The sequence below is a fragment of the Rhizobiaceae bacterium genome, assembly GCA_023953845.1.
Taxonomy (GTDB): domain Bacteria; phylum Pseudomonadota; class Alphaproteobacteria; order Rhizobiales; family Rhizobiaceae; genus Arvimicrobium.
In genome coordinates, this window is sequence record JAMLJC010000002.1 from 507,869 (window position 1) to 533,759 (window position 25,891).

General features: G+C 63.8%; 15 protein-coding genes. 3 read left to right on the forward strand and 12 right to left on the reverse strand.

The genetic code is table 11. The annotated features are described in order from the left end of the window. Position 1 precedes the first annotated feature (1 nt). Positions 2-1,150: a glycosyltransferase family 4 protein gene (locus M9955_24490; protein ID MCO5084805.1), complete on the forward strand. Its 1,149-nt coding sequence runs from the start codon at positions 2-4 to the stop codon at positions 1,148-1,150. 16 nt (positions 1,151-1,166) lie between these two features. Here the strand turns inward: M9955_24490 and M9955_24495 are convergent, their stop codons facing one another. The 6 genes from M9955_24495 to M9955_24520 form a co-directional block, all read right to left on the reverse strand. Next, positions 1,167-3,047, reverse strand: a complete 1,881-nt coding sequence (locus M9955_24495) for a polysaccharide biosynthesis protein (protein ID MCO5084806.1) — start codon at positions 3,045-3,047, stop codon at positions 1,167-1,169. Between the two features lie 137 nt (positions 3,048-3,184). Then, positions 3,185-3,739 carry a sugar transferase gene (locus tag M9955_24500; GenBank protein ID MCO5084807.1) on the reverse strand — a complete coding sequence of 185 codons (555 nt, stop codon included), beginning with the start codon at positions 3,737-3,739 and terminating at the stop codon, positions 3,185-3,187. An 87-nt stretch (positions 3,740-3,826) separates the two neighbouring features. Beyond that, a complete protein-coding gene (locus M9955_24505; GenBank protein ID MCO5084808.1) occupies positions 3,827-5,452 on the reverse strand; it encodes an ABC transporter ATP-binding protein in 1,626 nt (541 codons plus the stop codon). Between the two features lies 1 nt (position 5,453). Continuing rightward, positions 5,454-6,587: an ABC transporter permease subunit gene (locus tag M9955_24510; protein ID MCO5084809.1), complete on the reverse strand. Its 1,134-nt coding sequence runs from the start codon at positions 6,585-6,587 to the stop codon at positions 5,454-5,456. Beyond that, entirely contained in the window at positions 6,580-7,503 is a 924-nt protein-coding gene (locus tag M9955_24515) for an ABC transporter permease subunit (GenBank protein ID MCO5084810.1), read from the reverse strand. The genes M9955_24510 and M9955_24515 overlap by 8 nt, the downstream gene beginning before the upstream one ends. Before the next feature lie 60 nt (positions 7,504-7,563). Further along, the gene (locus tag M9955_24520; protein MCO5084811.1) at positions 7,564-9,162 is read right to left on the reverse strand and encodes a peptide ABC transporter substrate-binding protein; all 1,599 of its coding nucleotides are present in this window, start codon (positions 9,160-9,162) and stop codon (positions 7,564-7,566) included. Positions 9,163-9,718: 556 nt separating this feature from the next. On the opposite strand from M9955_24520, the gene M9955_24525 reads away from it, so the two are divergent. Both M9955_24525 and M9955_24530 read left to right on the forward strand, forming a co-directional pair. Next, complete coding sequence (locus M9955_24525) at positions 9,719-18,259, forward strand: protein ndvB (GenBank protein MCO5084812.1); 8,541 nt, start codon at positions 9,719-9,721, stop codon at positions 18,257-18,259. Positions 18,260-18,484: 225 nt separating this feature from the next. Further along, a complete protein-coding gene (locus tag M9955_24530; protein ID MCO5084813.1) occupies positions 18,485-20,260 on the forward strand; it encodes a glucan ABC transporter ATP-binding protein/ permease in 1,776 nt (591 codons plus the stop codon). 33 nt (positions 20,261-20,293) lie between these two features. Here the strand turns inward: M9955_24530 and M9955_24535 are convergent, their stop codons facing one another. The 6 genes from M9955_24535 to M9955_24560 form a co-directional block, all read right to left on the reverse strand. Continuing rightward, a complete protein-coding gene (locus M9955_24535; protein ID MCO5084814.1) occupies positions 20,294-20,791 on the reverse strand; it encodes an L-2-amino-thiazoline-4-carboxylic acid hydrolase in 498 nt (165 codons plus the stop codon). After that, positions 20,788-21,588 carry an ATP-binding cassette domain-containing protein gene (locus M9955_24540; protein MCO5084815.1) on the reverse strand — a complete coding sequence of 267 codons (801 nt, stop codon included), beginning with the start codon at positions 21,586-21,588 and terminating at the stop codon, positions 20,788-20,790. The genes M9955_24535 and M9955_24540 overlap by 4 nt, the downstream gene beginning before the upstream one ends. After that, complete coding sequence (locus M9955_24545) at positions 21,585-22,358, reverse strand: ABC transporter ATP-binding protein (GenBank protein MCO5084816.1); 774 nt, start codon at positions 22,356-22,358, stop codon at positions 21,585-21,587. Before M9955_24545 ends, M9955_24540 begins: the two co-directional genes overlap by 4 nt. Further along, positions 22,355-23,185: an ABC transporter permease gene (locus tag M9955_24550; protein ID MCO5084817.1), complete on the reverse strand. Its 831-nt coding sequence runs from the start codon at positions 23,183-23,185 to the stop codon at positions 22,355-22,357. The genes M9955_24545 and M9955_24550 overlap by 4 nt, the downstream gene beginning before the upstream one ends. Beyond that, on the reverse strand, positions 23,185-24,171 hold the full coding sequence (locus M9955_24555; protein MCO5084818.1) for an ABC transporter permease: 987 nt from the start codon (positions 24,169-24,171) through the stop codon (positions 23,185-23,187). The genes M9955_24550 and M9955_24555 overlap by 1 nt, the downstream gene beginning before the upstream one ends. A 96-nt stretch (positions 24,172-24,267) precedes the next feature. Continuing rightward, positions 24,268-25,878 (reverse strand): ABC transporter substrate-binding protein, encoded by a 1,611-nt coding sequence (locus M9955_24560; GenBank protein MCO5084819.1) that lies wholly within the window; start codon positions 25,876-25,878, stop codon positions 24,268-24,270. Positions 25,879-25,891: the final 13 nt, after the last annotated feature.

The following is a 25,891-nucleotide window of genomic DNA, read 5'->3' on the forward strand; positions in this document are numbered from 1 at the left end:
TATGCGCATCTGCCTCGATACATCCGCCATCCGTCCGCCGATGACCGGCATCGGCTACTACGTGCTGTTCCTCGCGAAGCACCTGCCGGCCGAAGCGCCGGACGTGGAGTTCCTGTCGTTCGACGGCGCGTCGACGCGTCCAATGACGCTCGATGTGCTGGATGCGCGCGCCGGACAGGCCGCTGACACAAGCAGCCTCGTCGGCCGGGCGATCGAGCTCGCCAAGAAGTCCGACGCGGCCCGGCGTCTCTACCGCGTGGTCAAGGCGCGTCGTTTCCAGCAGGCATCGTCCAGCTACGACCTGTTCCATGCGCTCAACTTCGTGCCGCCGATGGAAACGGACGCCACCGTGCTGCCCCTGATCCACGATCTCTCCTTCGAGAGGCTGCCGCACACGCATCCGGCCGACCGCGTCGCGTTCCTCCGGGAGCGGCTGAAGACCATCCATCGCTATCGCTTCATCAATACGCTGTCGCATTTCAGCGCCAGCGAGATCGCCGACGTCTACGGCTATCCGATCGAGCGGATCGGAGTCAGTCATCCGGGCGTAAACGAGCGCATGTATCGTCTGGCCGAACCGAAGGCGCTTGCCGAAATTGCCGCGATGGGGCTGAAGGAACGCTCCTTCTACCTGACCGTCGGCACCGTCGAGCCGCGCAAGAACCACAAGGTGCTGGTGGAGGCCTATGTCGGCCTGCCGCCGGCCCTGCGCAAACGCTGTCCGCTGGTGATCGTCGGCGCGAGCGGATGGGGCAGCCTCGATGTCCCCGGACAGGATGAACTGGTGCGCGAAGGATCGGTCCGGTTTCTCGGCTACGCGGCCGAAAATGTGGTGCGCGCGCTCTACGCGCAGGCGAGGGCGCTGCTTTTCCCGACGCTATACGAAGGGTTCGGCATACCGGTCGCCGAGGCAATGGCGAGCGGATTGCAGCCCGTCGTCTCGGACATTCCGGTGATGCGGGAGGTGGCGGGCGACGCCGGAATCTATATCGATCCCAAGGACGTATCAGGGTGGCGCAGCCAGCTTGCCGAGATCGCGGACAACGATGCCAGGCTGCTGCCGGCCGAGACGTTGCGGAAGCGCGCCGGGATGTTCACCTGGCAGAATACCGCGCGAAAAACGGTCGAACTCTACCAGCGTTTCCAGTAGCTCTGACGTCCCGCTCTCAGGCGGCCGGACTGCGCTTCACCTGCCGGACAGCGGAGAAAAGCAGATTGTTCGCGCTTGCCTCGTCGCCATTGTCCACGGCCTTGCGCAACGATGTCAGCGCGTCGCAAACGTCGGCATAGTTCCAGTTGCGGCGCCTGCCGCGCATGATGCGGGAATGAGCCGTCGGCTCGACATGCTTGGCGTCGTAGAACAGTTCCTCGAAAATCTTCTCGCCGGGACGCGAGCCGACGACCTTGATCTCGATGTCGCCTTTCGGATGGGCGGCGTCCCGGAGCGTCAGGCCGGCGAAGCGGATCATGTTTTCCGCAAGATCGCGGATGGCGACGGGCTCGCCCATGTCTAGAAGGAACACGTCGCCGTTCTCGGAAAGGCTCGCCGCCTGGATGATGAGCTCGGCGGCCTCGCGGATCGACATGAAGTAGCGCGTCATGTGCTCGTCGGTGAGCGTGACGGGGCCGCCCTTGGCGATCTGTTCCTTGAACAGCGGCACGACGGAGCCTTGCGAACCGATGACGTTGCCGAAGCGCACGGCGCAGAAACGCTGTTTCTCGCCTGCCTCGCGCGGACGGTTGGCGAAGCTGCGGACGATGATCTCCGACCAGCGCTTGGTCGCGCCCATGACGTTGGCCGGCCGGACGGCCTTGTCGGAGGAAATGAGAACGAAATACTCGACCCTGGCGTCGAACGCGGCCTCCGCGATCGTCCATGTGCCGAAGACGTTGTTGGCGATGCCCGAAAGCATGTTCATCTCGACCATGGGAACATGCTTGTAGGCGGCCGCATGGAAAACAGTGTCGATCGCGTGCTGCTCGAAGACGCGGCGCACCAGCTTCTCGTCCGTCACGGAGCCCAGTATCGGCATGAGATCGACATCCCTGCCGTCGCGAAGCGTGCGCTCGATCTCGTAGAGGGCGAATTCGTCGACGTCGAAGAGGATCAGCCTGCGCGGCGACAACGTGACGATCTGCCGGCAGAGTTCGGAGCCGATCGAACCTCCCGCGCCGGAGACGAGAACGGTCTTGCCAGTCACCGGCTGGCGGAGAAGAGCAGGGTCGGCAGCCACGGCCGGGCGGCCGAGCAGATCGCCAAGCTCGATGTCGCGCACGCGACTTCGGAGGTCTCCCTCCCAACCGGCTGCGATGGTCGGCAGGAAGCTGATCTTGACGCCGGTGCTGCTCGTCTGTCGCAGCATGGCCGCGCGCGAGGCGCTGGTCACGCTGTCTGAGCAGACCACGATCTCCTGCACGTCGAACTGCTCGACAAGCGAACCGAGCCGTGAGGGGGGATGCACGCGCGCTCCGGAAATGTCCGCGCCTTGCAGCGCAGGGCTGTCGTCGACGAAGGCCACCAGATTGGTCTGCGGATCGAGGCGCAGCGCCGCGGCAAGCTGCACGCCGGCGCCGCTTGCCCCATAGATGATGATACGTTTCGAAGCCGTCGCAGCGTCGAAAGCCTGCTGCAGCAGCCGGCGCGCGGCGAAGCGGCTGAAGGCGAGAAGCACGGTGCCGACGGCGAAGTAGATGACCGGTACGGAACGCGGCACTCCGGCCCCGCCGCGCGTCTCGGTCATGAAAACGATGACCAGCCACACCGGAACCGCAACCGCCATCGCCTTGCCGATCGACCAGAGCATGGCCTCGGACACGTAGCGGATGACGGCACGATAGAAGCCGAACTGGACAAGGATCGGAATGGCGATCGCCGGCGCCAGCGCCATGACGACGGCCTGCGTCTGGTTCGGTATGAACGGGCGTCCGAAACGCAGCGAATAGCTCAGCCACAGGGCGAAGAGCAGGATCAGGAAATCGATCGTGGCCAGCAGCAATCTTTTGCGCCGGCGCGGCAATGCAATCAGCCAGGCTAGAATCGAAGCCACGTCTATATCGCCTTTGTCGCTTCCCGCCCGCCGGCCAAGATCTCAGCTCTGACGGAGCTAGGTATAACGCAATACATGGAAAAGCAACGCGGCTACGGCAAGCCGGATGGCGCAAACTGCGCACGATGAGGCGTTCGTCAGCCCTTGACGGCGTCGCCAGCGCCTTTTCCGGTCGCCGTCGCGAGGATGATCGCCAGGTCGCCGAGGAAGCTGCGGGTCTCGATATAACGCTTGTCGGCGCCCGCCAGCCTTTCCGGGGTGGACATGTCGATGCCCGCGAGTTGCGCAGGCCCGGTGATGCCGGGTCTGGCGGAAAAGACATCGGCGGCCCGGCGTGCCGCGATGACATCGTGCTGCGAGGGCAGGCAGGGGCGAGGGCCGACGAGGCTCATGTCGCCGCGCAACACGTTCCAGAGTTGCGGCAACTCATCGAGCTTATAGCGGCGCAGCTTCGCGCCAAGCGGCGTGACCCACGAGCCGGCGACCTCATGCGAGCCCGCATTGGGGGCGGCGGTGAACATTGTCCGGAACTTGTAGCACCGGAACACGCGTTCATGTCGTCCGACGCGCTCCTGCACGAAGACGGCGCGGCCGGGCGATGAACGCCGAACCTGTATGGCGATCCACAGCATGACGGGACTTAGCAGGACAAGCCCGGCGGCAGACGCCAGAAGATCGAAAAGCCGCTTCATCGATAGGCCCGGATGCGCATGCCGCTGGATCGCCGAGGTGTCATCGCAAGTCAATGGCGGCCGTATCCTCGCCTGCGAGGGCAGCGCTTACGCGGCGGTCTTGCGGAAGCGCGTCTTGTCGATAGCCGCGGCCATCAGCGTTTGCGTATAGATATCGCGGGGATGATCGAAAATATCCTCGGTCGGACCTTCCTCGACGATCTTTCCCTGCTTCATGACGATGATGTGGTCGGCAATCGCGCGCACGACAGCCAGATCATGGCTGATGAAGAGATAGGAGAGGTCATGGGTCTTCTGCAGCGTGCGCAGAAGCTCGACGATCTGCTTCTGCACGGAACGGTCGAGAGCCGAGGTCGGTTCGTCCAGCACCATCACCTTCGGCTTCAGGATCATGGCGCGCGCAATGGCGATGCGCTGGCGCTGGCCGCCGGAGAATTCGTGCGGATAACGGTTGCGCATCACCGGATCGAGGTTGACCTCACGCAATGCCTCTATCGCGCGCTGGTCACGCTGTTTCGCCGTCAGGGACGGCTCGTGGACGAGCAGGCCCTCGGTGATGATCTGGCCCACCGTCAGGCGGGGGGAGAGCGAGCCGAACGGGTCCTGGAATACGACCTGGAGTTCGCGGCGCAACGGCCGCATCTGCCGGCGGTCGGCATTCGAGATGTCGCGATTGTCGAAGCGGATGACGCCGTCGCTGGGCAGCATGCGCAGCAAGGCGCGGCCAAGAGTGGACTTGCCGGAGCCGGATTCACCGACGATGCCGATGGTCTGTCCGCGCTTCAGACGGATCGAAATCCTGTCGACCGCGCGCAGGATGGTGGGAGGCCCCGAAAAGAAGCCGCCGCCGAGATCGAACGTGACCTCCACATCCCGGCCTTCCAGCAGGATCGGCGCATCGGAAGACGGTGGCGCCTTGCGTCCGGTCGGCTCGGCGGCGAGCAGCATCTTCGTGTAGGGATGTTCGGGCGCGGCAAAGATCTTCTCGGTCATGCCGGATTCCACGACGTTTCCGGATTGCATGACGTAGACTCGATCGGAGAAGCGGCGGACGATGCTGAGATCGTGCGTGATGAAGACGATCGCCATGCCGAATTTCTGCTGCAGTTCGGCAAGCAGCGTCAAAATCTGCGCCTGGATCGTCACATCGAGCGCGGTTGTCGGCTCGTCCGCAATCAATATGTCCGGATCGTTCGCCAAGGCCATGGCGATCATCACGCGCTGGCGCTGGCCGCCGGACATTTCGTGCGGGTAGGCGTCTATGCGGCGTTCGGGATCGGGAATGCCGACCAGCCTCAGGAGTTCAAGAACGCGTGCGCGCGCTGCGCGGGCGTTCATGCCTTTGTGCCTGATCAACGGCTCGGCGATCTGGTTGCCGATCCGGTAGAGCGGATCGAGCGAAGTCATCGGCTCTTGGAAGATCATGGTGATCTTCGCGCCGCGGATGCGGTTTAGCTTGCTGTCGGGCAGGCCGACGAGTTCCTGATTGCGATATTTCGCCGAGCCGGATGCCTTGCCGTTCGAGGCGAGCAGGCCCATCAGCGCCATCATGGTCTGGCTCTTGCCGGAACCGGATTCGCCGACGATGCCGACCGTCTCGCCGGGCATGACGTAGAGATCGATGCCTTTCACCGCTTTGACAACCCCGTCATGCGTGCTGAATTCGACAGTCAGGTCGCGGACTTTCAGGATCGGTTCTTCGGGCGCGGCCATGTCAGCGGTCCTTCGGATCGAGGGCGTCGCGCAGCCCGTCGCCGACGAAATTCAGTGCGAACAGCGTCGAGACGAGGAAGATCGCGGGAAACAGCAGCAGCCAGTTCGCCGAGCCGATATTCTTCGCTCCGGTCGAGATCAGCACGCCCCAACTGGTCATCGGTTCCTGCACGCCGAGGCCGAGGAACGACAGGAAACTCTCCAGAATGATGACCTGCGGCACCAGCAGCGTCATGTAGATCACCACCGGGCCGAGCAGGTTGGGTACGATATGGCGCAGCAGAATGCCGCGCGGGGACACGCCGAGCGCCTCGGCGGCCTGCACGTATTCCTGCCGACGGATCGACAGCGCCTGACCGCGCACGATACGCGCCATGTCGAGCCATAGAACCGCGCCGACCGCCAGGAACATCAGCACGAAATTCCGGCCGAAGAACACCACCAGCATGATGACGAAGAAGATGAAGGGCAGGGAATAGAGAACGTCGACGATGCGCATCATGACTTCGTCCGTCTTGCCGCCGATGAAGCCGGCCGTCGCGCCGTAGAGAACGCCGATGACGACGGCGACGACGCCGGCCAGGAGGCCGATGGCGAGCGAGACGCGTCCGGCCATCAGCGTCCGGGACAGCAGGTCACGGCCTGTGTTGTCGGTGCCGAAGAGGAAATATTGCTGCTTGATGCCGGCGCTGAAGGTCATCTGCGTCCCGTCCGCCGAGCGATCCTCAACCTTGGCGTCGTCGAAGGTGTCGGAGCGGTCGATGTAGCGCGTGTTGCGCTCGTCGATCTCGCGCGACGACGTGACCGTGAAAAACACACGCTCGTCTTCCTGCCGCCATTCCTTGAGGTCGACGCGCATGCGCTTCAGGACGTCGGTCAGCGCCGTCTCGATCATTTCCGGCTTGGGATAGGCCGAAACGCTTGGCGGCGTGCGGACATAGTCGGCGTAGATGGTCGTGTAATTGTGCGGCACGAACCACGGGCCGAAGACGCAGACGACGGTCATCAGCACCAGATAGACGAGGCTGACCATCGCCGCCTTGTTGGTGCGAAGCCGCAGCCAGGCATCCCCCCAGAATGAGCGGCCGGCGACCGGCGTTTCGGGCGCGGGCCCGGCGAGCGCGGCGTCAGTCATAGCGCACCCTCGGGTCGATGGTGGCGTAGAGAATGTCCACGATCAGGTTGAAGAGGATGGTGAAAATGGCGATGACGACGACCGTTCCCATGACCAGCGTGTAGTCGCGGTTGAGGGCTGCGTCGACGAAGTAGCGGCCGACGCCCGGTATGGCGAAGATGGTCTCGACGATGATCGAGCCGGTGAGCAGCGCTGCCGCCGCCGGCCCGGCATAGGAGACGATGGGCAGGACCGCGCCGCGCAGGGCGTGCTTTATGACTACGGACCATTTCGACAGGCCCATGGCGCGGGCCGTGCGGATGTGGTGCGAGCGCAGAGATTCGATCATCGAGCCGCGCATCAGGCGGGCGACGATGGCGATCTGCGGCAGCGAGAGCGTCAGGATCGGGCCGATCTTGTTGAGCAGCGCGCCGTCGCCCCAGCCGCCGACCGGGATGAGCTTCCACGACAGCGCGAAGACGAGCTGGATGATAGGCGCGATGACGAAGGTGGGAATAGTGCTGCCGGTGGCGGCGACGGCGATCACCGCATAGTCGGCCGCGCGGTTCTGGTTGAGCGCGGCGATGATGCCGAGCGCGCCGCCGACGAAGAGCGCGAGGATGAGCGCCGATGCGCCGAGCTGGATGGAGATGGGCAGGCCGTTGGCGAACAGCTCGCCCACGGTGAAATCCGGCAGATTGTAGCTCGGGCCGAAATTGCCGTGCAGCAAGTTGTTGAGATAATTGAGATATTGCTGCCAGAGCGGCTTGTCGAGGCCGAACTGCGCCTCAAGATTCGCTTTGATCTCGGGGCTCAGCCCGCGCTCCTGGTTGAATGGTCCGCCCGGCGCCACGCGGATCAGGAAGAAGGCCAACGTGACGATCACGAACAGCGTTGGAATCGCGGTCAGCAGCCGCCGGATCACGTAGACGAACATCGCGTCCCCGCAGGTGTAAGGGATGCCGCCGCCCCCACAGGGAGGCGGCGGCGCAGAGGCTTATTCGGTCTTCGAGATAAAGCGGCTCGGATGAATGTCCATGACGTTGGGCTCGTAGCCGACGAGCTTCGGCGAAACGAGGTTCTTGTAGGAGTAGTAGAGGAGCGGGATCTGACCGACCTCGTCAATCAGCACGCGCTCCGCAGCCTCAAGCTCCTTCATGCGTTCCTCGGGCTTGCCGCCGGCTGCCGCAGCCTTGTCCATGGCTTCCTCGAACTGCGGATTGTTGAAGTTCGAGTAGTTGTTGCCGCTGGCCTTGCGGGAGATGCCGAGGAAGCTCTCCGGGTCCTTGTAATCCGCGATCCAGCCGGCGCGGGCTACGTCGAAGTCGCCTTTCTGCTCAAGATGCCCGTAATGGGTCTTGGTGTCGGTATTGAGCATCGTCACCTCGATGCCGAGCGGCTTCAGCTGCTCCTGAATGGCGACGGCCGTGTTCTTGTGGTTCTCCGAAGTGTTGTAGCGGATCTCCATCTTCAGCGGCTTGTCGGGGCCGTAACCGAGCTTTTCGAGGATCTTCTTGGCCTCGTCCTCGCGGTCGATCTGCGACATGTCGGCGAATTTCGCCATCGCAGGCGCGTAGCCTTCGATGCCGGGCGGCACCATCGAATATCCCGGCAGCATCGAGTTCTGCCAGACCTTCTCGGCCAGGAAGTCGCGGTCGATCGCCATGGAGACGGCGTTGCGCAGCTCGACATTGTCCCACGGCGCCTTGTCCACCTTGATCGCGTAGTAATAGGTGCCGAGGTAAGGTCCGATCTTGAGCTGATCGCCGAATTTCGCTTTCAGATCCGCCATCTGTTCGGTCGGGATGTCGTCATTGAAGTCGATCTCGCCGGCCTCGAAGCGCTTGATGGCGGTCGAGCGATCCTCGGTCGGAAAATAGCGCACGGAGTCGAGCTTGACGTTCGCCGCATCGTGGAAGCTCGGGCTCTTCATGACCGTGATGTGGTCGTTGGGGATGAATTCCTTCAGCGTGAAGGCGCCGTTCGAGATGAGGTTTCCGGCCTTGATCCAGTCGTCGCCGAGTTTCTCGATGGAGGCCTTGTTGACCGGATAGGTCGACTGGTGCGTCAGCATCTCGAGAAAATAAGGCGTGGGCGACTTCAGCGTCACCTCGAAGGTCGCCGGGTCGACAGCCTTTACCGCAAGCTCTTCCGGCTTCATCTTGCCGGTGTTCACCTCCTCGCCGTTCTTTACGACATAAAGCATGGAGGCGTATTCCGCGCCGGTCGCCGGATCGAGCAGGCGGCGGAACGAATAGACGAAATCATCAGCGGTGACGGGAGAGCCGTCCGACCATTTGCCGTCGGCGCGCAGCTTGAAGGTGTAGACGGTGCCGTCGTCCGAAACGGTCCAGCTTTCGGCCGCGCCGGGGATCACGTTCGCCTGGGCGTCCTGCATAATGAGGCCTTCGAAGAGATCGCGCAGGATGTTCGCCTCGTACACGGTTGACGTCTTGTGAGGGTCGAGCGATTCCGGATCGGCGGAATTGCCGCGGTTGAACACCATCTCCGCGTAGGCCGGCGCGGCGAAGTAGACGCCTCCCACCGACATGATGCTCGCCGCGAAAACTGTCGCGCGGAACAGATTTTTCAGCATTTTCACTACTCCCTGTTGGCCCGTCGCGGGCCAGAGGGCCGTCGCGCATCGAGCATGTTCAGTACGAACCCAGTTCCTACTGTCCGGCCGTTCCCTCCCGGCCGACGAAAGCCCGACACTACCAGCTAGCGGCCCTTTTTCAACATCGAAGGCGGCACGGTTGTTGCGTACTAAAGGGGATGCCGCGCACGAAATTGCATGCCCCAGCGGAAGCAACGGGCGGGCAGCGGAACGGTTGAACCGGGACCGTGACCGGGCCTGAATCCGGGTTTGGAACGCGAATAGTCCGCTTTGGCAGATTTCGCCGCATCGCACCTCGATCGGCAGGCAGATCGCGTCAAAAAACGCCGCCGCAACTTTCTCAGCATGTACGGTCCGAAAAATGGAGCCACAACTGGCGTCAGACGACCTGAACGCAGGATCTGGTCTCTTTCCGTGTTGCGCATGGTCCAAGAAAAGACACGATTTCCTTGGTTTCGCCCATGTTCTGACGCAACCATTTTGCGTAGGAACGATTTAAGAGCGTCGCCCTACAGAACGCTATCGGGACGTCTTCATGAATATGCAATCTGATCCGTCGACCTTCGTGCCGGCGGTGAAGCCTCTTCCTCCGCAAGCCGAAACTCCCATCCGCTCGACAGTCCTCAACGAGGAAAACCTCCGTCGCCTGGGCGAGGCCCTCGGTCGGGGCGAAATCGGCGCGTTGACCGGTTTCGAGCCGTTCGACTTTCGCGCGCGGGTGAAGGAGGATGCCGAGCACATACTGCGCGTCTACCGCTCCACGAACGATGTGCAGGCCCGGGGCGAGTCGATCACGCCGGCGGCGCAATGGCTGCTCGACAACCACTACGTCGTCGAAGAGACGATCGTTCAGATCAAGCGCAATATACCGACGCGCTTCTATCGGCAGTTGCCGACGCTGACACTGCCCGGCGGGGTGAACATACCAAGGGCGCTGGCGCTGGCCTGGCTCTACGCGGCCCATACGGACAGCACGATCTCGGCAGACGGCTTCGCCGCGATCGTCGACGGCTATCAGAAATATGAACCGCTGAAGATCGGCGAATTGTGGGCGCTGCCCTCGCTGCTGCGTTTCGTGCTGATCGAAAACCTGCGGCGGCTGGCGTTGCGCGTGGCCCGCGCCCGTGAACTGCGCCGTCTCGCCAATGAAGTCGCAGACCGGGTGCTTTCGACGACGAAAGGAGAGGAAGCGCAGGCAGCGCTCGGCGAGTTCGCCGACCATGCACGGGACACCACCTTTGCGACCCAGCTTCTCTACCGGCTGCGTGACGGCTCGAAGAACGCCGGTGACGCACTCATCTGGCTGGAGCAGCAGCTGGAACGCGACGGTTCGGACGCGGAAGATATCATCATCCGCGAACACCAGACGTTGTCGAGCGGCAACGTCACCACCGGCAACATCATCCGCGGGCTGCGCCACATCAACGACGTCAACTGGACGATGTGGTTCGAAAGCATCAGCCGGGTGGACGCCTTGCTGCGCGAGCGCACCAATCTGTCCGAACTGGATTTCGCCTCCCGCGACCAGTACCGCCGCCGGATCGAGGCGCTGGCACGGCGTTCGACCCTCACCGAGTTCGAAGTAGCCGACCGCGCGACGCGTCTGGCCGGGTGGACGGAGGGCGAGGCAGCGTCGACCGCCGGCGAAGATGCGCATCCGCCGGTAGACGTGGGGTTCTTTCTGATCGGCGACCGCGCGCGCGAGCTCGAAGCGGACATCGGCTACCGGCCGTCATTCGGTGACCGGTTGCTGAAGAGCTTCCGCGGAGCCGGCTGGCCCGGCATCGTCATCCCGGTGATCGGCATGACGACACTGCTGCTCGCCGCGACGGGTTTCGCCTTCGCTTCGGCCGGCGTGCCCGGCATCGGCATCGCACTGCTGCTCTTGTTGTTTTCGGTGCCGGCCAGCGAGGGCGCTCTCGCGTTCTTCACCACGATAGTGCTGCTGTTCCTGAAGCCGGCGCGTCTCGTCGGCTACGAATACATGCAAGGCGTGCCGTCGAGCGCCAGGACGCTGGTGGCGGTGCCGTCCCTCATCTCGTCGCGCGACGATGTCGAGGAGAGCGTTCGCAACCTCGAGGTGCACTATCTCGCGAATATGAGCGGCGACCTGCGGTTCGCTCTTCTGTCGGACTGGCCGGACAGCGACGTCGAGCAGGAAAAGCCGGATCTGGAGCTGCTCGACTATACCAAAAAGTGCATCGCCGATCTCAACCGGCGCTACCCGCTCGAAGGTTCCGTGCGGTTCCATCTGCTGCACAGGCGCAGGTTGTACAACGAGGCCGAAGGCCGTTGGATGGGATGGGAGCGCAAGCGCGGCAAGCTGCACGAGCTCAACCTGCTGCTGCGTGGCGACAGCGACACGACCTTCCTGCCGCCGTCGGACCCCGTCCCGGAGGGCATCGTCTATGTCATGACGCTCGACGCCGACACACGCATGACTCGCGGCGCGGTCGCGCGTCTGGTCGGCAAGATGGAGCATCCGCTCAATCGTCCGGTGATGGACGAAGCCGGCAATCGCGTCGTCCGCGGCTACGGCATCCTGCAACCGCGCGTGACGCCTTCGCTGACGACCGGCGACGAAGCGTCGTTCTTCCAGAGGATATTCTCCGCCAACCGCGGCATGGACCCTTACGTCTTCACGGTCTCCGACCTCTATCAGGATGTCTTCGACGAAGGCACCTTTACCGGCAAGGGCCTCTATCACATCGACGCCATGGAGGCGTCTTTGAAAGGCCGGATACCGGAAAATGCGGTGCTGAGCCACGATCTGCTGGAGGGAGCCTTCGCGCGCGCCGCGCTGGTGACCGATGTCGAGCTGGTGGAGGATTATCCGACACGCTACGCGGTGGACGCGTCGCGCCATCACCGCTGGGCGCGCGGCGACTGGCAGTTGCTGCCTTTCATCCTGCGGCCGGATTCCGGAGTTCCGGGACTTTCGCGCTGGAAGATGGTCGACAATCTGCGGCGCTCGCTGACACCGATCTTCTGGGTGCTGGCGTCCGTCGCCGGCTGGAGCTTCCTGCCGTTCGCCGCCGCCATCCAGTGGCAGGCGCTGCTGATCGTCAGCCTGTTCATGGCGCCGACCTACGACATCATCGATTCGATCTGGCCGGACAATCCCGACGTCACCTTGCGCGGGCACATCATCTCGCTCGGACAGGACATAGCCTTCGGCTCGGCGATGGTCGCCATGCGCGTCGTGCTGATGGCGCATTCCGCCTGGATGATGGCGGATGCGATCCTGCGGACGCTCTACCGCCTTTTCGTCAGTCGCAAGCATCTTCTGGAATGGCGCACCGCCTCGCAGGCACAACGGTCCGGCGTGAACACGCCGGGCGGCTACTATCGCATGATGTCGGGCGCGCTGCTGGTCGCCGTGCTCGGCCTTGCGATCCCGACCGCGGCGCATTCGTCCGGCGCGTTCGTGGCGCTGATTTTCGCCGTTTTCTGGGCGTTGTCGCCGCTGTTCGCCTGGCTTGTCAGCCGCTCGGCGGAAACGGAGGACCGGCTTTTCGTCAAGGAGGAAGATCGCGTCGCGTTGCGGTCGATGGCGCGCCGCACGTGGCATTATTACGAAACCTTCGTGACGCCGGAAGACAACCATCTTCCGCCGGACAATTTTCAGGAGATTCCTTCTCCTGCGGTAGCGCATCGGACGTCGCCCACCAATATCGGCGTCTATCTGCTGTCCGTCGTATCGGCGCGCGATTTCGGCTGGATAAGCCTGAGCAACGTCGTCGAACGCATCGAGAACACGCTTTCGACCATCGAGCGCATGGAGCGCTATCGCGGCCACCTCTACAACTGGTACGAAACGACCACACTCAAGCCGCTCACGCCGCTCTATGTGTCGGCCGTCGACAGCGGCAATCTCGCCGGACACCTCGTGACGGTCGCATCCGCGTGCAACGAATGGTCGATGGCGCCCGCCGCCCACCTGCAGGGCGATTTCGACGGCATTCTCGATGTCGTGGACATACTGGACGAGACGCTGGCCGCCCTTCCGGACGATCGCCGGCAGCTGCGGCCGTTGCGCCAACGCCTGATCGACCGCATCGCCGGCATGCGGCGGGCCGTTAACACCATAAAGAGCGAGCCCGAGACCGCCGCGATCCGCACGCTCAACCTCGCCATCCTCGCAGGGGACATCTGCAAGCTGGCCGCGGCCGTCCATGGCGAGACGTCGTCCGATGCCAGCGATCTTCTGGCGCAATGGGCGAGCATACTGGAGGCGACGTGCGACGCTCATGTCGGCGACTCCCACACGGACGAGCGTGGCGTGGAGGTGTTGCGCCAGCGGCTGATCGCGGTGCGGGATCGCGCCCGCAAATTCGCCTTCGAGATGGAGTTCTCTTTCCTGCTGCGCCGCGAGCGCAACCTTTTGTCCATCGGCTATCGCGTGCAGGAGCGGCAACTGGACGAGGCCTGCTACGACCTGCTGGCGTCGGAAGCGCGCCTCACCAGCCTGTTTGCCATCGCCAAGGGCGATATCGCGACGGAGCACTGGTTCCGGCTCGGCCGCCCCATTGTCGAGATCGGCTTCAGCGGGGCGCTGATGTCGTGGTCGGGCTCAATGTTCGAATATTTGATGCCACCGCTCGTCATGAAGGAGCCGCATGGCGGCATACTGAACCAGAGCAACCAGCTGATCGTTCGCAAGCAGATCCAGTACGGCAAGTCGAAGAACGTGCCATGGGGCATCTCGGAAGCGGCCTACAACGCACGCGACCGCGAGATGAACTATCAGTACACCAATTTCGGCGTGCCGGGGCTCGGCCTGAAACGCGGTCTGGCCCAGAACACGGTGATCGCGCCTTACGCGACCGTGCTTGCTGCGCAATACCGGCCGGATGCGGCAGTCGCCAACCTCAAGCGCCTGCGCGCGGACGGCGCGATGGGACGCTACGGCTTTTATGACGCGGTCGACTTCACGCCCCAGCGCGTGCCAGAGGGCAGCAGCTACGCCGTGGTCTACAACTACATGGCCCATCATACCGGCATGTCGATCGTCGCCATTGCCAATGTGGTGTTCGAAGGTCGCATGCGTGATCGCTTTCACGCCGACCCGGTGATCGAGGCGGCGGAACTGCTGCTGCAGGAGAAGGCGCCGCGCGAGGTGCCTACGGCGACGGTGCGTGCCGATGCGTCGGAGCGGTCCAAGGCTCAGGTCATCGAAGAGAATTTCGACACGCGTCTGATTCTCAATCCGCATCGGGAACTGCGCGCGACCAACGTGCTCTCCAACGGCCGCTATTCGGTCATGGTAACCGCCACCGGCTCCGGATACAGCCGGTTCGGCGATCTCGCGGTCACGCGCTGGCAGCCCGATCCGGTCGAGGACCGCTACGGCAACTACATCTTCCTGACGGATGTCGCGACAGGCGAATGGTGGTCCGCCACGACCGAACCGAAGCGCGCGCCGGGCGAAATCGCGCAAACGGTCTTCACCGACGACAAGGCGAGCTTCCAGAAGATCGTCGGAGACCTGCGCTCGGAGGTGGAAGTCATCGTCACCGCCGAGGCCAATGGCGATGGCAGGCGGGTGACGCTGGTCAACAACGGGCCTTCCGACCGGTTCGTCGACCTGACGTCGTATATGGAGATCGTGATCGCGTCCGAAGCGAGCGACAACGCGCATCCCGCTTTCTCCAAGCTGTTTGTCGAGACCGAGATCGTCGCCGCACGCAACGCGATTTTCGCTACGCGCCGCCCGCGGCAGGCAGGCGACCAGACGCTTTCGTTCGGTCATTTCGTCACCGCAGCCACTGGCTTCACGCGCGAGACAGAAGCGGAAACGGACCGGCGCGCATTCCTCGGCCGCGGGCGCACCATCGCCAATCCGACCGCCTTCGACTCCGAGGTCCGCCTCGGCGGTCACGACGGCTTCACCCTCGATCCGATCGCCTCGCTGCGTTGCCGCATGCGCGTGCCGCCGGGCAAGAAGGTGTCCGTCACCTTCTGGACAGTGGTCGGTGCGGACCGGGCGGAAGTGGAGGCGGCGATCGAGCGGCTCGACCATCTGGAAAGCTTCCAGCGGCAGGCGACGCTCGCATGGACGCGCTCGCAAGTGCAGACGCGCCATTGCGGCCTCAGCCTTTCCGATGCCGCCAACGTGCAGAAGCTGGCCCGCTATCTCCTTTATCCGGAGCCCTGGACACGCCTTTCGGCCGATGCCATCGCATCAGGGCTGGGCAAGCAATCCGACCTGTGGCCGATGGCGATTTCGGGTGACTATCCGATCTTCGCCTTGCGTATCGGAGATGTGGCCGATCTGGAAATCGTTGCGGCGGCGCTGCGCATGCAGGAATATATGCGCGCGCGGGGGATCGTTGCCGACCTCGTCATCGTCAACGAGCAGGCCTCGTCCTACGTGCAGGACCTCCAGCAGGCGATCGAGTATCTTTGCGAAAACAGCAGGGTGCGCGGCCGTGAGCAGGGTCCGCGCCAGCATATCTTCGCCGTGCGTCGCGACCTGATGGACGAGCACTCGTATCGCACGCTGCTGGCTGCGGCGCGGATCGTTCTGCACACGCGCAACGGGACCATTTTCGATCAGATCGAGCGGGCGGAAGCGTCGGAAATCGAGGCGCGGGGCAAACTCTCGCCTGACGATCGACGTGATGAAAGCGTGGTCACCCCGCGCCCCGCGCAATCCGGCGTTTCAGGTGCCGGACTCGCGTTCTGGAACGGCTTCGGGGGCTTCGACCGGGACGGCCGCGACTATGTGGTGCGGCTGGCGGGGAACCAGACGACGCCGCAGCCCTGGATCAATGTGATCTCCAATCGCGATTTCGGCTTCCATACGTCGGCTGGCGGCGCATCATTCAGCTGGAGCCGCAACAGCCGCGATTTCCAGCTGACGCCGTGGTCGAACGATCCGGTGACGAACCGGCCGGGGGAGGCGATCTATATCCACGACCGGGCCACGGGCGGCGCTTTTTCGCCTTACTCGGCGGTGTTGCGCGATCCGTCGCTGGTATACGAAACCCGTCACGGTCAGGGCTTCAGCAGCTTTTCCACGAATCGCGGCGGTCTCGAGGTCACCGCGACGCAAATCGTCGATCCCGCAGACCCCGTGAAGCTTATCCGCCTGCGAATCAGGAATGGCCGTTCGCAGCCGGCAAAGCTGCGCGTCTACGCCTATGCCGAATGGGTGATGGGCAACAACCGCGCCCGCTCGGCTCCGTTCGTGCTGCCCGCCTATCATGCGTCCGGCGTGATGATGGCGCGCAACGTCTACAGTCTGGACTATGGCGACCGCACGGCGTTTCTGGCGAGCGATGGCCCGGCGCAATCTGCGACGTCGGACCGTCTCGATTTCATAGGGCGCGATGGTTCGGTTCAGTTTCCCGAGGCCGTTGTCTCCGGCGCGGATCTCTCCGGGCGGGTCGAAGCCGGCCATGATCCGTGCGCGGCTCTGGCGCGCGACATCGAGATCGCGCCCGGAGATACGCATGATATGATCTGGATGCTGGGCGACGCCGCATCTTCCGAGGAGGCGGTCGCGCTTGCGGCGAAGCACGGCGCGCGCGATTTCGACGAGCGGCTGGCCGAGAACGAGCGGCTGTGGGACGATTTTCTCGGCACGCTGCAGGTCAAGACGCCCGATCCGGCCTTTGACGCCGTCGTGAATGCCTGGCTGCCTTATCAGAGTCTGGCTTGCCGCATCCGCGCGCGTTCCGCCTTCTATCAGGCGAGCGGCGCGTTCGGCTTCCGCGACCAGCTCCAGGACACGCTGGCCTTCCTCCTGCACGATCCCACGCTGGCGAGGAATCAGATCCTGAACGCGGCGCGCCGCCAGTTCCCCGAAGGCGACGTGCAGCACTGGTGGCTGCCGCGCACCGGGGCGGGCGTGCGCACCATGATTTCGGACGACGTGGTCTGGCTGGGCTACGCAGTGGCGCACTATGTCTCGGTGACCGGCGACAAGACGATCCTTGACGAAAGACTGCCTTTCATCACCGGCGATGCGTTGAAGGAGGAGCAGCACGACGCGTTCTACACGCCTGAAATCACCGGGGACCCGATCCCGCTGTTCGAGCATATGACCCGTGCGCTCGATCTCGCGATCAGGCGCACCGGTCCCGATGGGCTGCCGCTGATCCTTGGTGGCGACTGGAACGATGGCATGAACCGTGTCGGCGAGCATGGCAGCGGGCAGAGCACGTGGCTCGGCTGGTTCCTTGCGAAGACGCTGACCGATGTCGTTCCCTTGCTCAAGGAGCGTGGCGATACGTCACGGGCCGAGAGATATATGCGCCATGTCGAGGCGCTCAGGAGCGCCATCGAGACGAAGGCATGGGACGGCGAATGGTATATTCGCGGGACCTATGACGACGGGTCGCTGCTCGGCTCGAAGCAATCCGACGAATGCAAGATCGACCAGATCGCGCAATCCTGGAGCGTTATCTCCGGCTATGGCGATGCAGAACGCTCACAGACGGCGCTCGATTCGGTCGAGAAGCTGCTGGTCGATCCGGAACTGAAGATCGCCAAGCTCTTTACACCGCCTTTCTCGAAGACGGACAAGGAGCCCGGCTATATCAAGAGCTATCCGCCGGGCGTTCGCGAGAACGGCGGCCAGTACACGCACGGCGCGACGTGGCTGGTGGTGGCACTGGCGCGTGCTGGGCGGGCCGATGCGGCCTATCGCCTGTTCTCCATGCTCAATCCGGTCAATCATGCGCTCGACCGCGAGGCAGCCGAACAATACCGGGTGGAGCCCTACGTCGTTCCGGCGGATGTCTATTCCGGCGAGAACGGTGGGCGTGGCGGCTGGACATGGTACACTGGCTCGGCCGGGTGGCTCTATCGCGCAGCCGTCGAGGCGATTCTCGGCATTCGTAGGGAAGGAGAACGGCTGTTCGTCGAACCCGCGCTGCCGAGCGAATGGCCGGGTTTCTCGGCCCGGCTGAAGATCAACGACTCGATCTATCATATCTCGGTCGAGCGCGGCGATGTGGAAGAGCGGACGATCGAGGTCGATGGCAAGGTCAGCCGCGCCGGATGGGTTCCCGCAACCGCGAAAGACGAGGTTGAGGTCATCATTCGCGTTCCAGGTGTCGGTTCCTGACGCATAGCTTCACGAAGCGGCTATGCGTCCGCCACAATTTCGCCGAAAGCCTGCCATTTTTCCTTTAATCTCAACCTTTTATCTGATCACGACACTTTACAGGCTGTAGCGAAAGTTTGTCACGCAAACCGGAACTGACTTGGACACGACACATTGTGTTGCCACTCAATAGCCCGTATGCGTCTCCATGGTGCACTGCACAATCTGCGGCGATGAGGTATTTGCGTGTCATTGCTGGAAATTTACTTTAGAGCAATTGGTTATCTCGCCGCCGAGAAAGCAAAAGTGCTCACCATCTGCGGTGCAAATGTCGTCCTCGCCATGGTGACTATTGCCGAGCCAGTGTTGTTCGGCAATATAATCGACGCCATCACCGACAAGAGCGATGTCGTCCTCAATCTCGCCCTCTGGGCGGGTCTCGGCGTCTTCAATATCTTTGCCTATGTTCTTGTGGCACGGGGCGCCGACCGGCTGGCGCACCACCGCCGCACTGCAGTGCTCGCCGATTCATTCGAGCGCGTGATCACGATGCCTCTTGCATGGCATCACGAGCGCGGCACCTCCTATGCGCTGCACACGCTGCTGCGGGCTGTCGAAACCCTGTTCAGCCTCTGGCTCGAATTCATGCGCCAACACCTGTCGACCGCGATCGCCCTGCTGCTGCTCGTACCGACGGCGCTGTCGCTCGACCTGCGTATGTCGCTGGTGCTGTTCGCGCTGGCAGGAGCGTATTTCTTCATCAGTCGTACCGTGATGCAAAAGACGAAGGAGGGGCAGGCGCGCGTCGAGCAGCACTATCACCGCGTGTTCGCGCATGTCACCGACAGCGTCAGCAACGTCTCGGTCCTGCAAAGCTACAACCGCGTGGCGCATGAAACGCTCGCGCTGAAGCGTTATGCCGCCGATCTTCTCGACGCCCAGTTCCCGGTTCTCGACTGGTGGGCGCTCGCCAGCGCGATGCATCGCCTCGCTTCCACGATCTCCATGATCGTGGTGCTGCTGATCGGGTCCTATCTGGTCTCGCTCGGGCAGTTGAAGATCGGCAACATCATCGCGTTCACCGGTTTTGCGTCGCTTATGATCAGCCGGCTCGATCAGGTGAGCGCCTTCGTCAACCAGATCTTCGAGGCGCGGGCCAAGCTGGAAGACTTCTACCAGATCGAGGACTCGGCCATGGATCGCGTCGAGCCCGACAATCTGCGGGAACTGCGCAATGCGACCGGTCACGTCCGCTTCGAGGATGTGAGCTTCAATTTCCGCAATTCGGGACAGGGCGTCGAAAATATCTCGTTCGAGGTCGCGGCCGGCCAGACGGTGGCGATCGTCGGCCCGACAGGCGCCGGAAAGACCACCATCATCAACCTGCTGCAGCGCGTCTACGACCCGCAGCAAGGCCGCGTCCTCATCGACGGGATCGACACCAGAACCTGCACGCGCAAGTCGTTGCGCCATTCGATCGCGACGGTTTTCCAGGATTCCGGGCTCTTCAACCGATCCATCGAAGAGAATATCCGCGTCGGCCGTTCGGGCGCGAGCTACGATGATATTCACGAAGCAGCGTGCGCCGCTGCCGCGCAGGACTTCATCCTCGCCAAGAGCGAAGGCTATGACACGATCGTCGGCGAGCGCGGCGGACGACTGTCAGGTGGCGAGCGTCAGCGCATCGCGATCGCGCGGGCCGTGCTCAAGGACGCGCCGATCCTCGTTCTCGACGAGGCGACGAGCGCGCTCGACGTGGAAACGGAAGGCCGGGTCAAGGAGGCGATCGACCGGCTGCGGGAGGGCCGGACGACTTTCGTCATCGCGCATCGGCTCACCACGGTTCGCGATGCGGATCTCGTGATTTTCCTCGATAACGGCCGCATCGTCGAGATGGGCGGTTTTCAGGAACTCGCCGCGAACAACGGCCGCTTTGCCGGTCTGCTGCGCGCCGGCGGGCTGCTGGGTGACGACGAGGTGCGCAAGCTTTCCCGGATCGCGATGCCGAGCGAAGCCGCCTGATTCGGGATCGACGCGCCGTCGCGCGGCGGGCATTCAGCAACCGTTCGACAGGTGGATGTGGCAGCAGCCGCTGCCATGTCCGGGCGTCCAGGTGACGTTCTCGAAGCGGATGCCCGTCGCCTCGAACAAACCGCGATCGAAGGCGCCGGCGATGCGGCACATGGTGGCGAGGCGCTCGCCGTCGAGGCCGGCCGCAACCCAGGCATCCTTCAGCGGGCAACGTTTCACATAGAAGCTGATGCCATCGTCGCGACGCTCAACGTTTGTGGGGTACATGCGTCCGCCATCGGGACTCACCGACAGAAAAGCTTCGCCAATGGCGCGTGCGTCCTTTGGCCCGTACTCCGCAAAAGCGACGCCCGCGACTTCCTGCCCGCGCTTCTCGACGGCGCGGACCATGACGGCCTCCGCTGCTTCGGCCCCATATTCCTGCTCGAGTTCGGCGTAAAACAACCGGTAGAGGTCGGCCCTGTTCTGGAACGCGGCGTCGAGCTCGCGGGCAAGCTTCTCGGTTCGGCTTTCGTCGGTCATTTTGTTCCTGCGAGGCTGTCAGGCCGGTATTTGAGACGCGGAATTGCGGCGACAAGGGCTTTCGCGGCGTCGGATCGGGGCGAATCCATGAGGTCGGCGGGCGAGGAGGTCTCGACAATGCGGCCCTGATCCATGACCGCGACGCGATGCGCGATCCGGCGTACGACGGCGAGATCGTGCGATACGAAGAGATAGGCGATGCCGTACTGCCGCTGAAGTTCCGCAAGCAGGGCGAGAATCCGCCCCCGTACCGCGACGTCGAGCGCGGAGACCGCCTCGTCCAGCACGATCAGCTTCGGTCGCGTCGCAATGGCGCGGGCGATCGCGACACGCTGGCGCTGGCCGCCGGAAACATCGTGGATGTTACGCGTGGCGATCTCCGGCGGCAGGCCGACACGTTGCAGCAGGTCGGCGATCAGGGCGGGGCGGTCCCGTGCCGGCGCGATGTCATGGATGCGCAGCGGGTCGTCTATGACGCGGGCCACGGTCGCGCGCGGATTGAAGGCGGAATGCGGGTCCTGAAACACCATCTGCAGCCTTGCGCGCATGGTGCGAAGCGAGACACCTCGCTGGAGGAGGAGATCGGTCCCGTCGAACGCGATCGAGCCGGAATCGGGCTCGATCAGCCGCAGGATCGTGCGGGCGAGGGTCGATTTCCCGCTGCCGGAGCCACCGACAAGCGCCAGCGTCTCGCCGGGATTGAGCACGAGGTCGACAGCGTCTAGCGCCTGCACCACCGCATCGCCGCGCCGGAAGCGCTTGCTCAGGCCGCGCACGTCGAGAAGCGGCGCGCTCATCCGGCGATCCCGACGGGAGCATCGATGCCGATATGAGCCTCGATCAGCGTGCGCGTGTAGTCGCTCTGCGGCTGCCGCAGCACCTGCTCGGTCGTGCCGATCTCCACCAGCCGGGCGTCGCGAAACACGGCGATGCGATCGACGAGTTGCGACGCAAGCGCGATGTCGTGACTGATGAAGACAAGCGTCATGCCGTCCTCGCGCACCAGTTCATCCAGTTGCCGGACGATCTCGGCCTGCACGACGGTGTCCAGCGCGCTGGTCGCCTCGTCGGCGATCAGCAGTTTCGGATTGGCGGCGATGGCCGCGGCGATCGCGATGCGTTGGCGCTGGCCGCCGGAAAGCTCGTGCGGATAGGTGCGGGACAGCCGCGCCGCGTCGGGAAGGCGCATGCGATCGATCAGCTCCACCGCGCGGCGATACGCTTCGCTCCAGCTCAGGCCGAGATGCGCGCGCACGACCTCGGCGATCTGTTCGCCGACCTTGAGGACGGGGTCGAGGCTGGACGAAGGGTCCTGAAAGACCAGGCCGACATCGCGTCCCTTGACCGGCGATCGTCCAAGACCCGGCCAGGCGATTTCGCCGCCGACGAGCGCAGAGCGGGGCAGGATGCCCGCCACCGCCAGCGCCAGGGTGCTCTTGCCCGAGCCGCTCTCGCCGATGACGCCAAGCCGTGAATTTTTCGGAACGTCGAGGCTGACGCGGTCGAGAGCCGGCCGGTCAGAGCCCTGATACGACACTGTAAGATCGCGCAGCGAGAGCAGGGTCATGCGCGGCCTCGCCGCGCCGCAAGGGCTTCAACGACGCCTTCGCCGGTCAGATAGACGCCGAGCACCGTCGCCACCAGCGCCATACCGGGAAAGATGGAAAGCCAGGGTGCGGCCCGCAACACCGTGCGGCCCTCGGCGATCATGCCGCCCCAGGTGACGCTGTTGGGGTCGCCCAGGCCCAGGAAGGAGAGGGCGGCTTCGATCAGAATGGCGTTGGCGACAATGACCGAGGCAAGCGTCAGCACCGGCGGCAGCGCGTTCGGCAACACCTCGCGGAACGCGATCCCGGCCGGATGCATGCCTACGACACGGGCCGCCGCGACGTAGTCCCGTTCGCGGATAGAAAGCACCTCGGCTCGCGCGATCCGCGCCGGCTGTGTCCATGCCGAAGCCGCTATGGCTGCCACCACCACCGGCAGCGACGGGCCGACGACGCTGACGAATGCCAGCGCCAGAAGGAAGCCGGGAACCGTCTGGAAAGCCTCGGTGACGCGCATCAGCATCTCATCGACGAGGCCGCCGGCAAAGCCCGCAACGGTGCCGACCGTCGCGCCGACGACGATGGCCGCAATCGCCGCCGCCAAGCCGACCAGGAGGGAGGTTCGGGTGCCATGCACGAGTTCGGCAAGCACGTCGCGGCCGAGCCGGTCGGTGCCGAGGATGGCCGCAGGGTCCTGAAACGGCTGGAGCATGGGTTGCGCGACGATGGCGAGCGGATCGCCGGGGTAGAGCAGCGGCGCAAGCAGCGCAACCATCGCTATGGCGAGGAGGATCAGCGCGCCGGCAACGCCTTCGGCTGTTGCAAGGAACCGTCGCAGGAAGGGCATCAGGCCGCCTCGGCGCTGCCGACGCGCGGATCGAGCAGTGCATAGGCGATGTCGACCAGCAGGTTGACGATGATAACCAGCACCGCGCTGACCAGCACGATGCCGAGCAGGAGGGGCGTGTCGCGGGAGGCGACGGCTTCCCACGCCAGCCGGCCGAGGCCGGGTATGGCGAAGACGCTTTCGATGACGACGCTGCCGCCGAGCATCGAGGCCGATTGCAGGCCGAGCATCGTGACCAGCGGCAGCAGGGCGTTTCGCGCTACATGGCGAAGCACGATGCGGCGGCGTGAAAGCCCGCGCGCCTCGGCGGCACGGACAAAATCCTGTCGCCAGACTTCCGCCATGCCGGCGCGCATCAGCCTGAGATAAAGCGCGAGATAGATGATGCCGAGCGACGCTACCGGCAGGACGAGATGCCGCGCCACATCCATGGTGCGAGAGAGCCCATGCTTGCCGGAGGCGATGGTCTCGATGCCGGAAAGCGGCAACCAGCGCAGGCTGATGGAGAATACGATGATCAGCACGAGCGCCAGCCAGAAGCCGGGAACGGCATAGAGCGCCAACGAGCCGATCGACAGGAAGCGATCGCGAAAACTGCCGGGTTTCGCACCCGCCACGATGCCCAGCAGGGAGCCAAGACCGAAGGAGAGCGCCGTCGCGGCGGTCATCAGCATCAGCGTGTTGGGCAGGCGCTCGAAGATCACGTCCCTTATCGGCCGTGAGAAACTGACGGACCAGCCAAGATCGCCATGCGCAAGCGCGGAAAGATACGCACCGAGCCGGGCCCACGCCGACTGGTCGAGGCCCCAGGCCGTCCGCATATCCTCGATCATCTGCGCGTCGGCGCCGCCGGTGGACAATATATAGGCGTCCACCGCGTCTCCCGGCGCGAGTTCGAGCAGCAGGAAAGCGCCGATCACGACGATCAGCATCACGGGAACAGCGGTAAGCAGCCGCCGGCGGATGAGGCGCAGCGCGCGGGTCATGAGACGGGACTGCGCGAGAGCAAGATGGATGGTTGCATGGTCACATGCGTGACTAGATCATCCACCCCGCATTCACGCAATCGCTACGATGCGGACCTATCCGTCGATCCACGTATCGGCCCAGTTGCTGACCGCCCAGCGGGGGTTGTTCGATACGTTGTGCACGCTGTCGCGCGCCACCGTGATGAAGCCCCATTCGGCGACATTGATCAGCGGAAGATCGGCAGCGACCAGCTTCTGGAACTCCTTGTAGAGGTCCGTGCGGGCCTTTTCGTCGATCGTCTCGGCGGCCTTCGCGATGACGGCGTCGATCTCGGCGTTGGCGTAACCGCCCTGATTGGAGAAAGGCACGCCGTCCGGTATGCCGCTCTGGACAAGGATCGTGGTCGAGATGGCGGGATCGCCGCGGAAGACCGGCGGGCCGACGGCGATGTCGAAGGTGTGGTCGGTGTAGACCGCCTTCTGATGCGCGGCCGCGTCGTTGTTGACGATCTCGGCGTCGATGCCGACGGCGGCCAATGCCTGCCGCAGATAGTCGCCGAACTGCTTCGTCTCGTTGAAATACGGCGCCGGAAGCAATTTCAGCGAGAAACGCTTGCCGTCCGCGCCCTTCGCATATCCCGCCTCGTCCAGCAGAGCGTTGGCCTTGGCGACGTCGAACGGATAGGTCGGCACGTCGGATGTATAGAACTGCGGGTCGTTCTGCGGCACGGGGCCGGTCGAGGGCGAGGCGTAGCCCAGGAAGATCGTCTTGACGACGAAATCCTTGTCTATCGCATGGGCGATCGCCTGCCGAACCTTGAGATCGGCCAGTTCCTTGCGCCGGTGGTTGATCTCGACCACCAGCTGATAGGTCAGCGCCTCATAGCCCTTCGATACGACGACGATACCCGGAACTTTCGAGATGCGGTCGAGATCGGCGAGCGGCACGGCCGAGAACGCCGCCAGATGCACTTCCTCCGCTTCAAGCGCGCCTGCGGCCGCGGCACGGTCCGGCAGGACGCGATAGACGATCTCGTCCAGATAAGGCTTGTCCTTGTCCCAGTAGGCCGCGTTCTTTTCCAGCCGGTAATATTCGCCGGCCTTGTGCTCCGCGAATTTATACGGACCGGTGCCGATGAGCGCCGTGTTGGCGGGATTGGCCGCGATATCGGTGCCTTCGTAGATGTGCTTCGGCACCACGCTGGTCAGAGGCGGCAGCGCATTGCGGATGAGCTGGAACGGCGTCGGCTTCGAGAACTTGAAGACGGCCGTATGATCGTCCGGCGTGTCGACCGCTTCCAGATCCTTGAACACCACGCGACCGAGATTTTGCAGCGCCTTCCAGACATTCAGCGCGGAAAAGGCGACGTCGGCCGAGGTGAAGGGCTTTCCGTCGTGCCAGGTGACGCCCTCGCGCAGCTTGAAAGTGACCGACAGGCCGTCGGCCGAGCCTTCCCAACTTGTGGCAAGTCTCGGCGCCAGCCCGTTCTCGCCTTCGTAGGAGGCTTCCGCAAGCGGCTCTATGACCTTGCTGGCTATGAAGAACACGCCGTTGGAGGCGACGATGGCCGGATTGAGGTTCTTCGGCTCGGAATCCGCCGCGACCACAAGCCGGCCGCCCGCCTTGGCCTCCTGCGCGAAGGCGAGGCTCGGCATGGCCGTCGAGGCGAGCAGCATCGATGTCGTGGCGAGGAACGAGCGGCGGGAAAGCGCAAAATCCACCATGTCAAAACTCCGT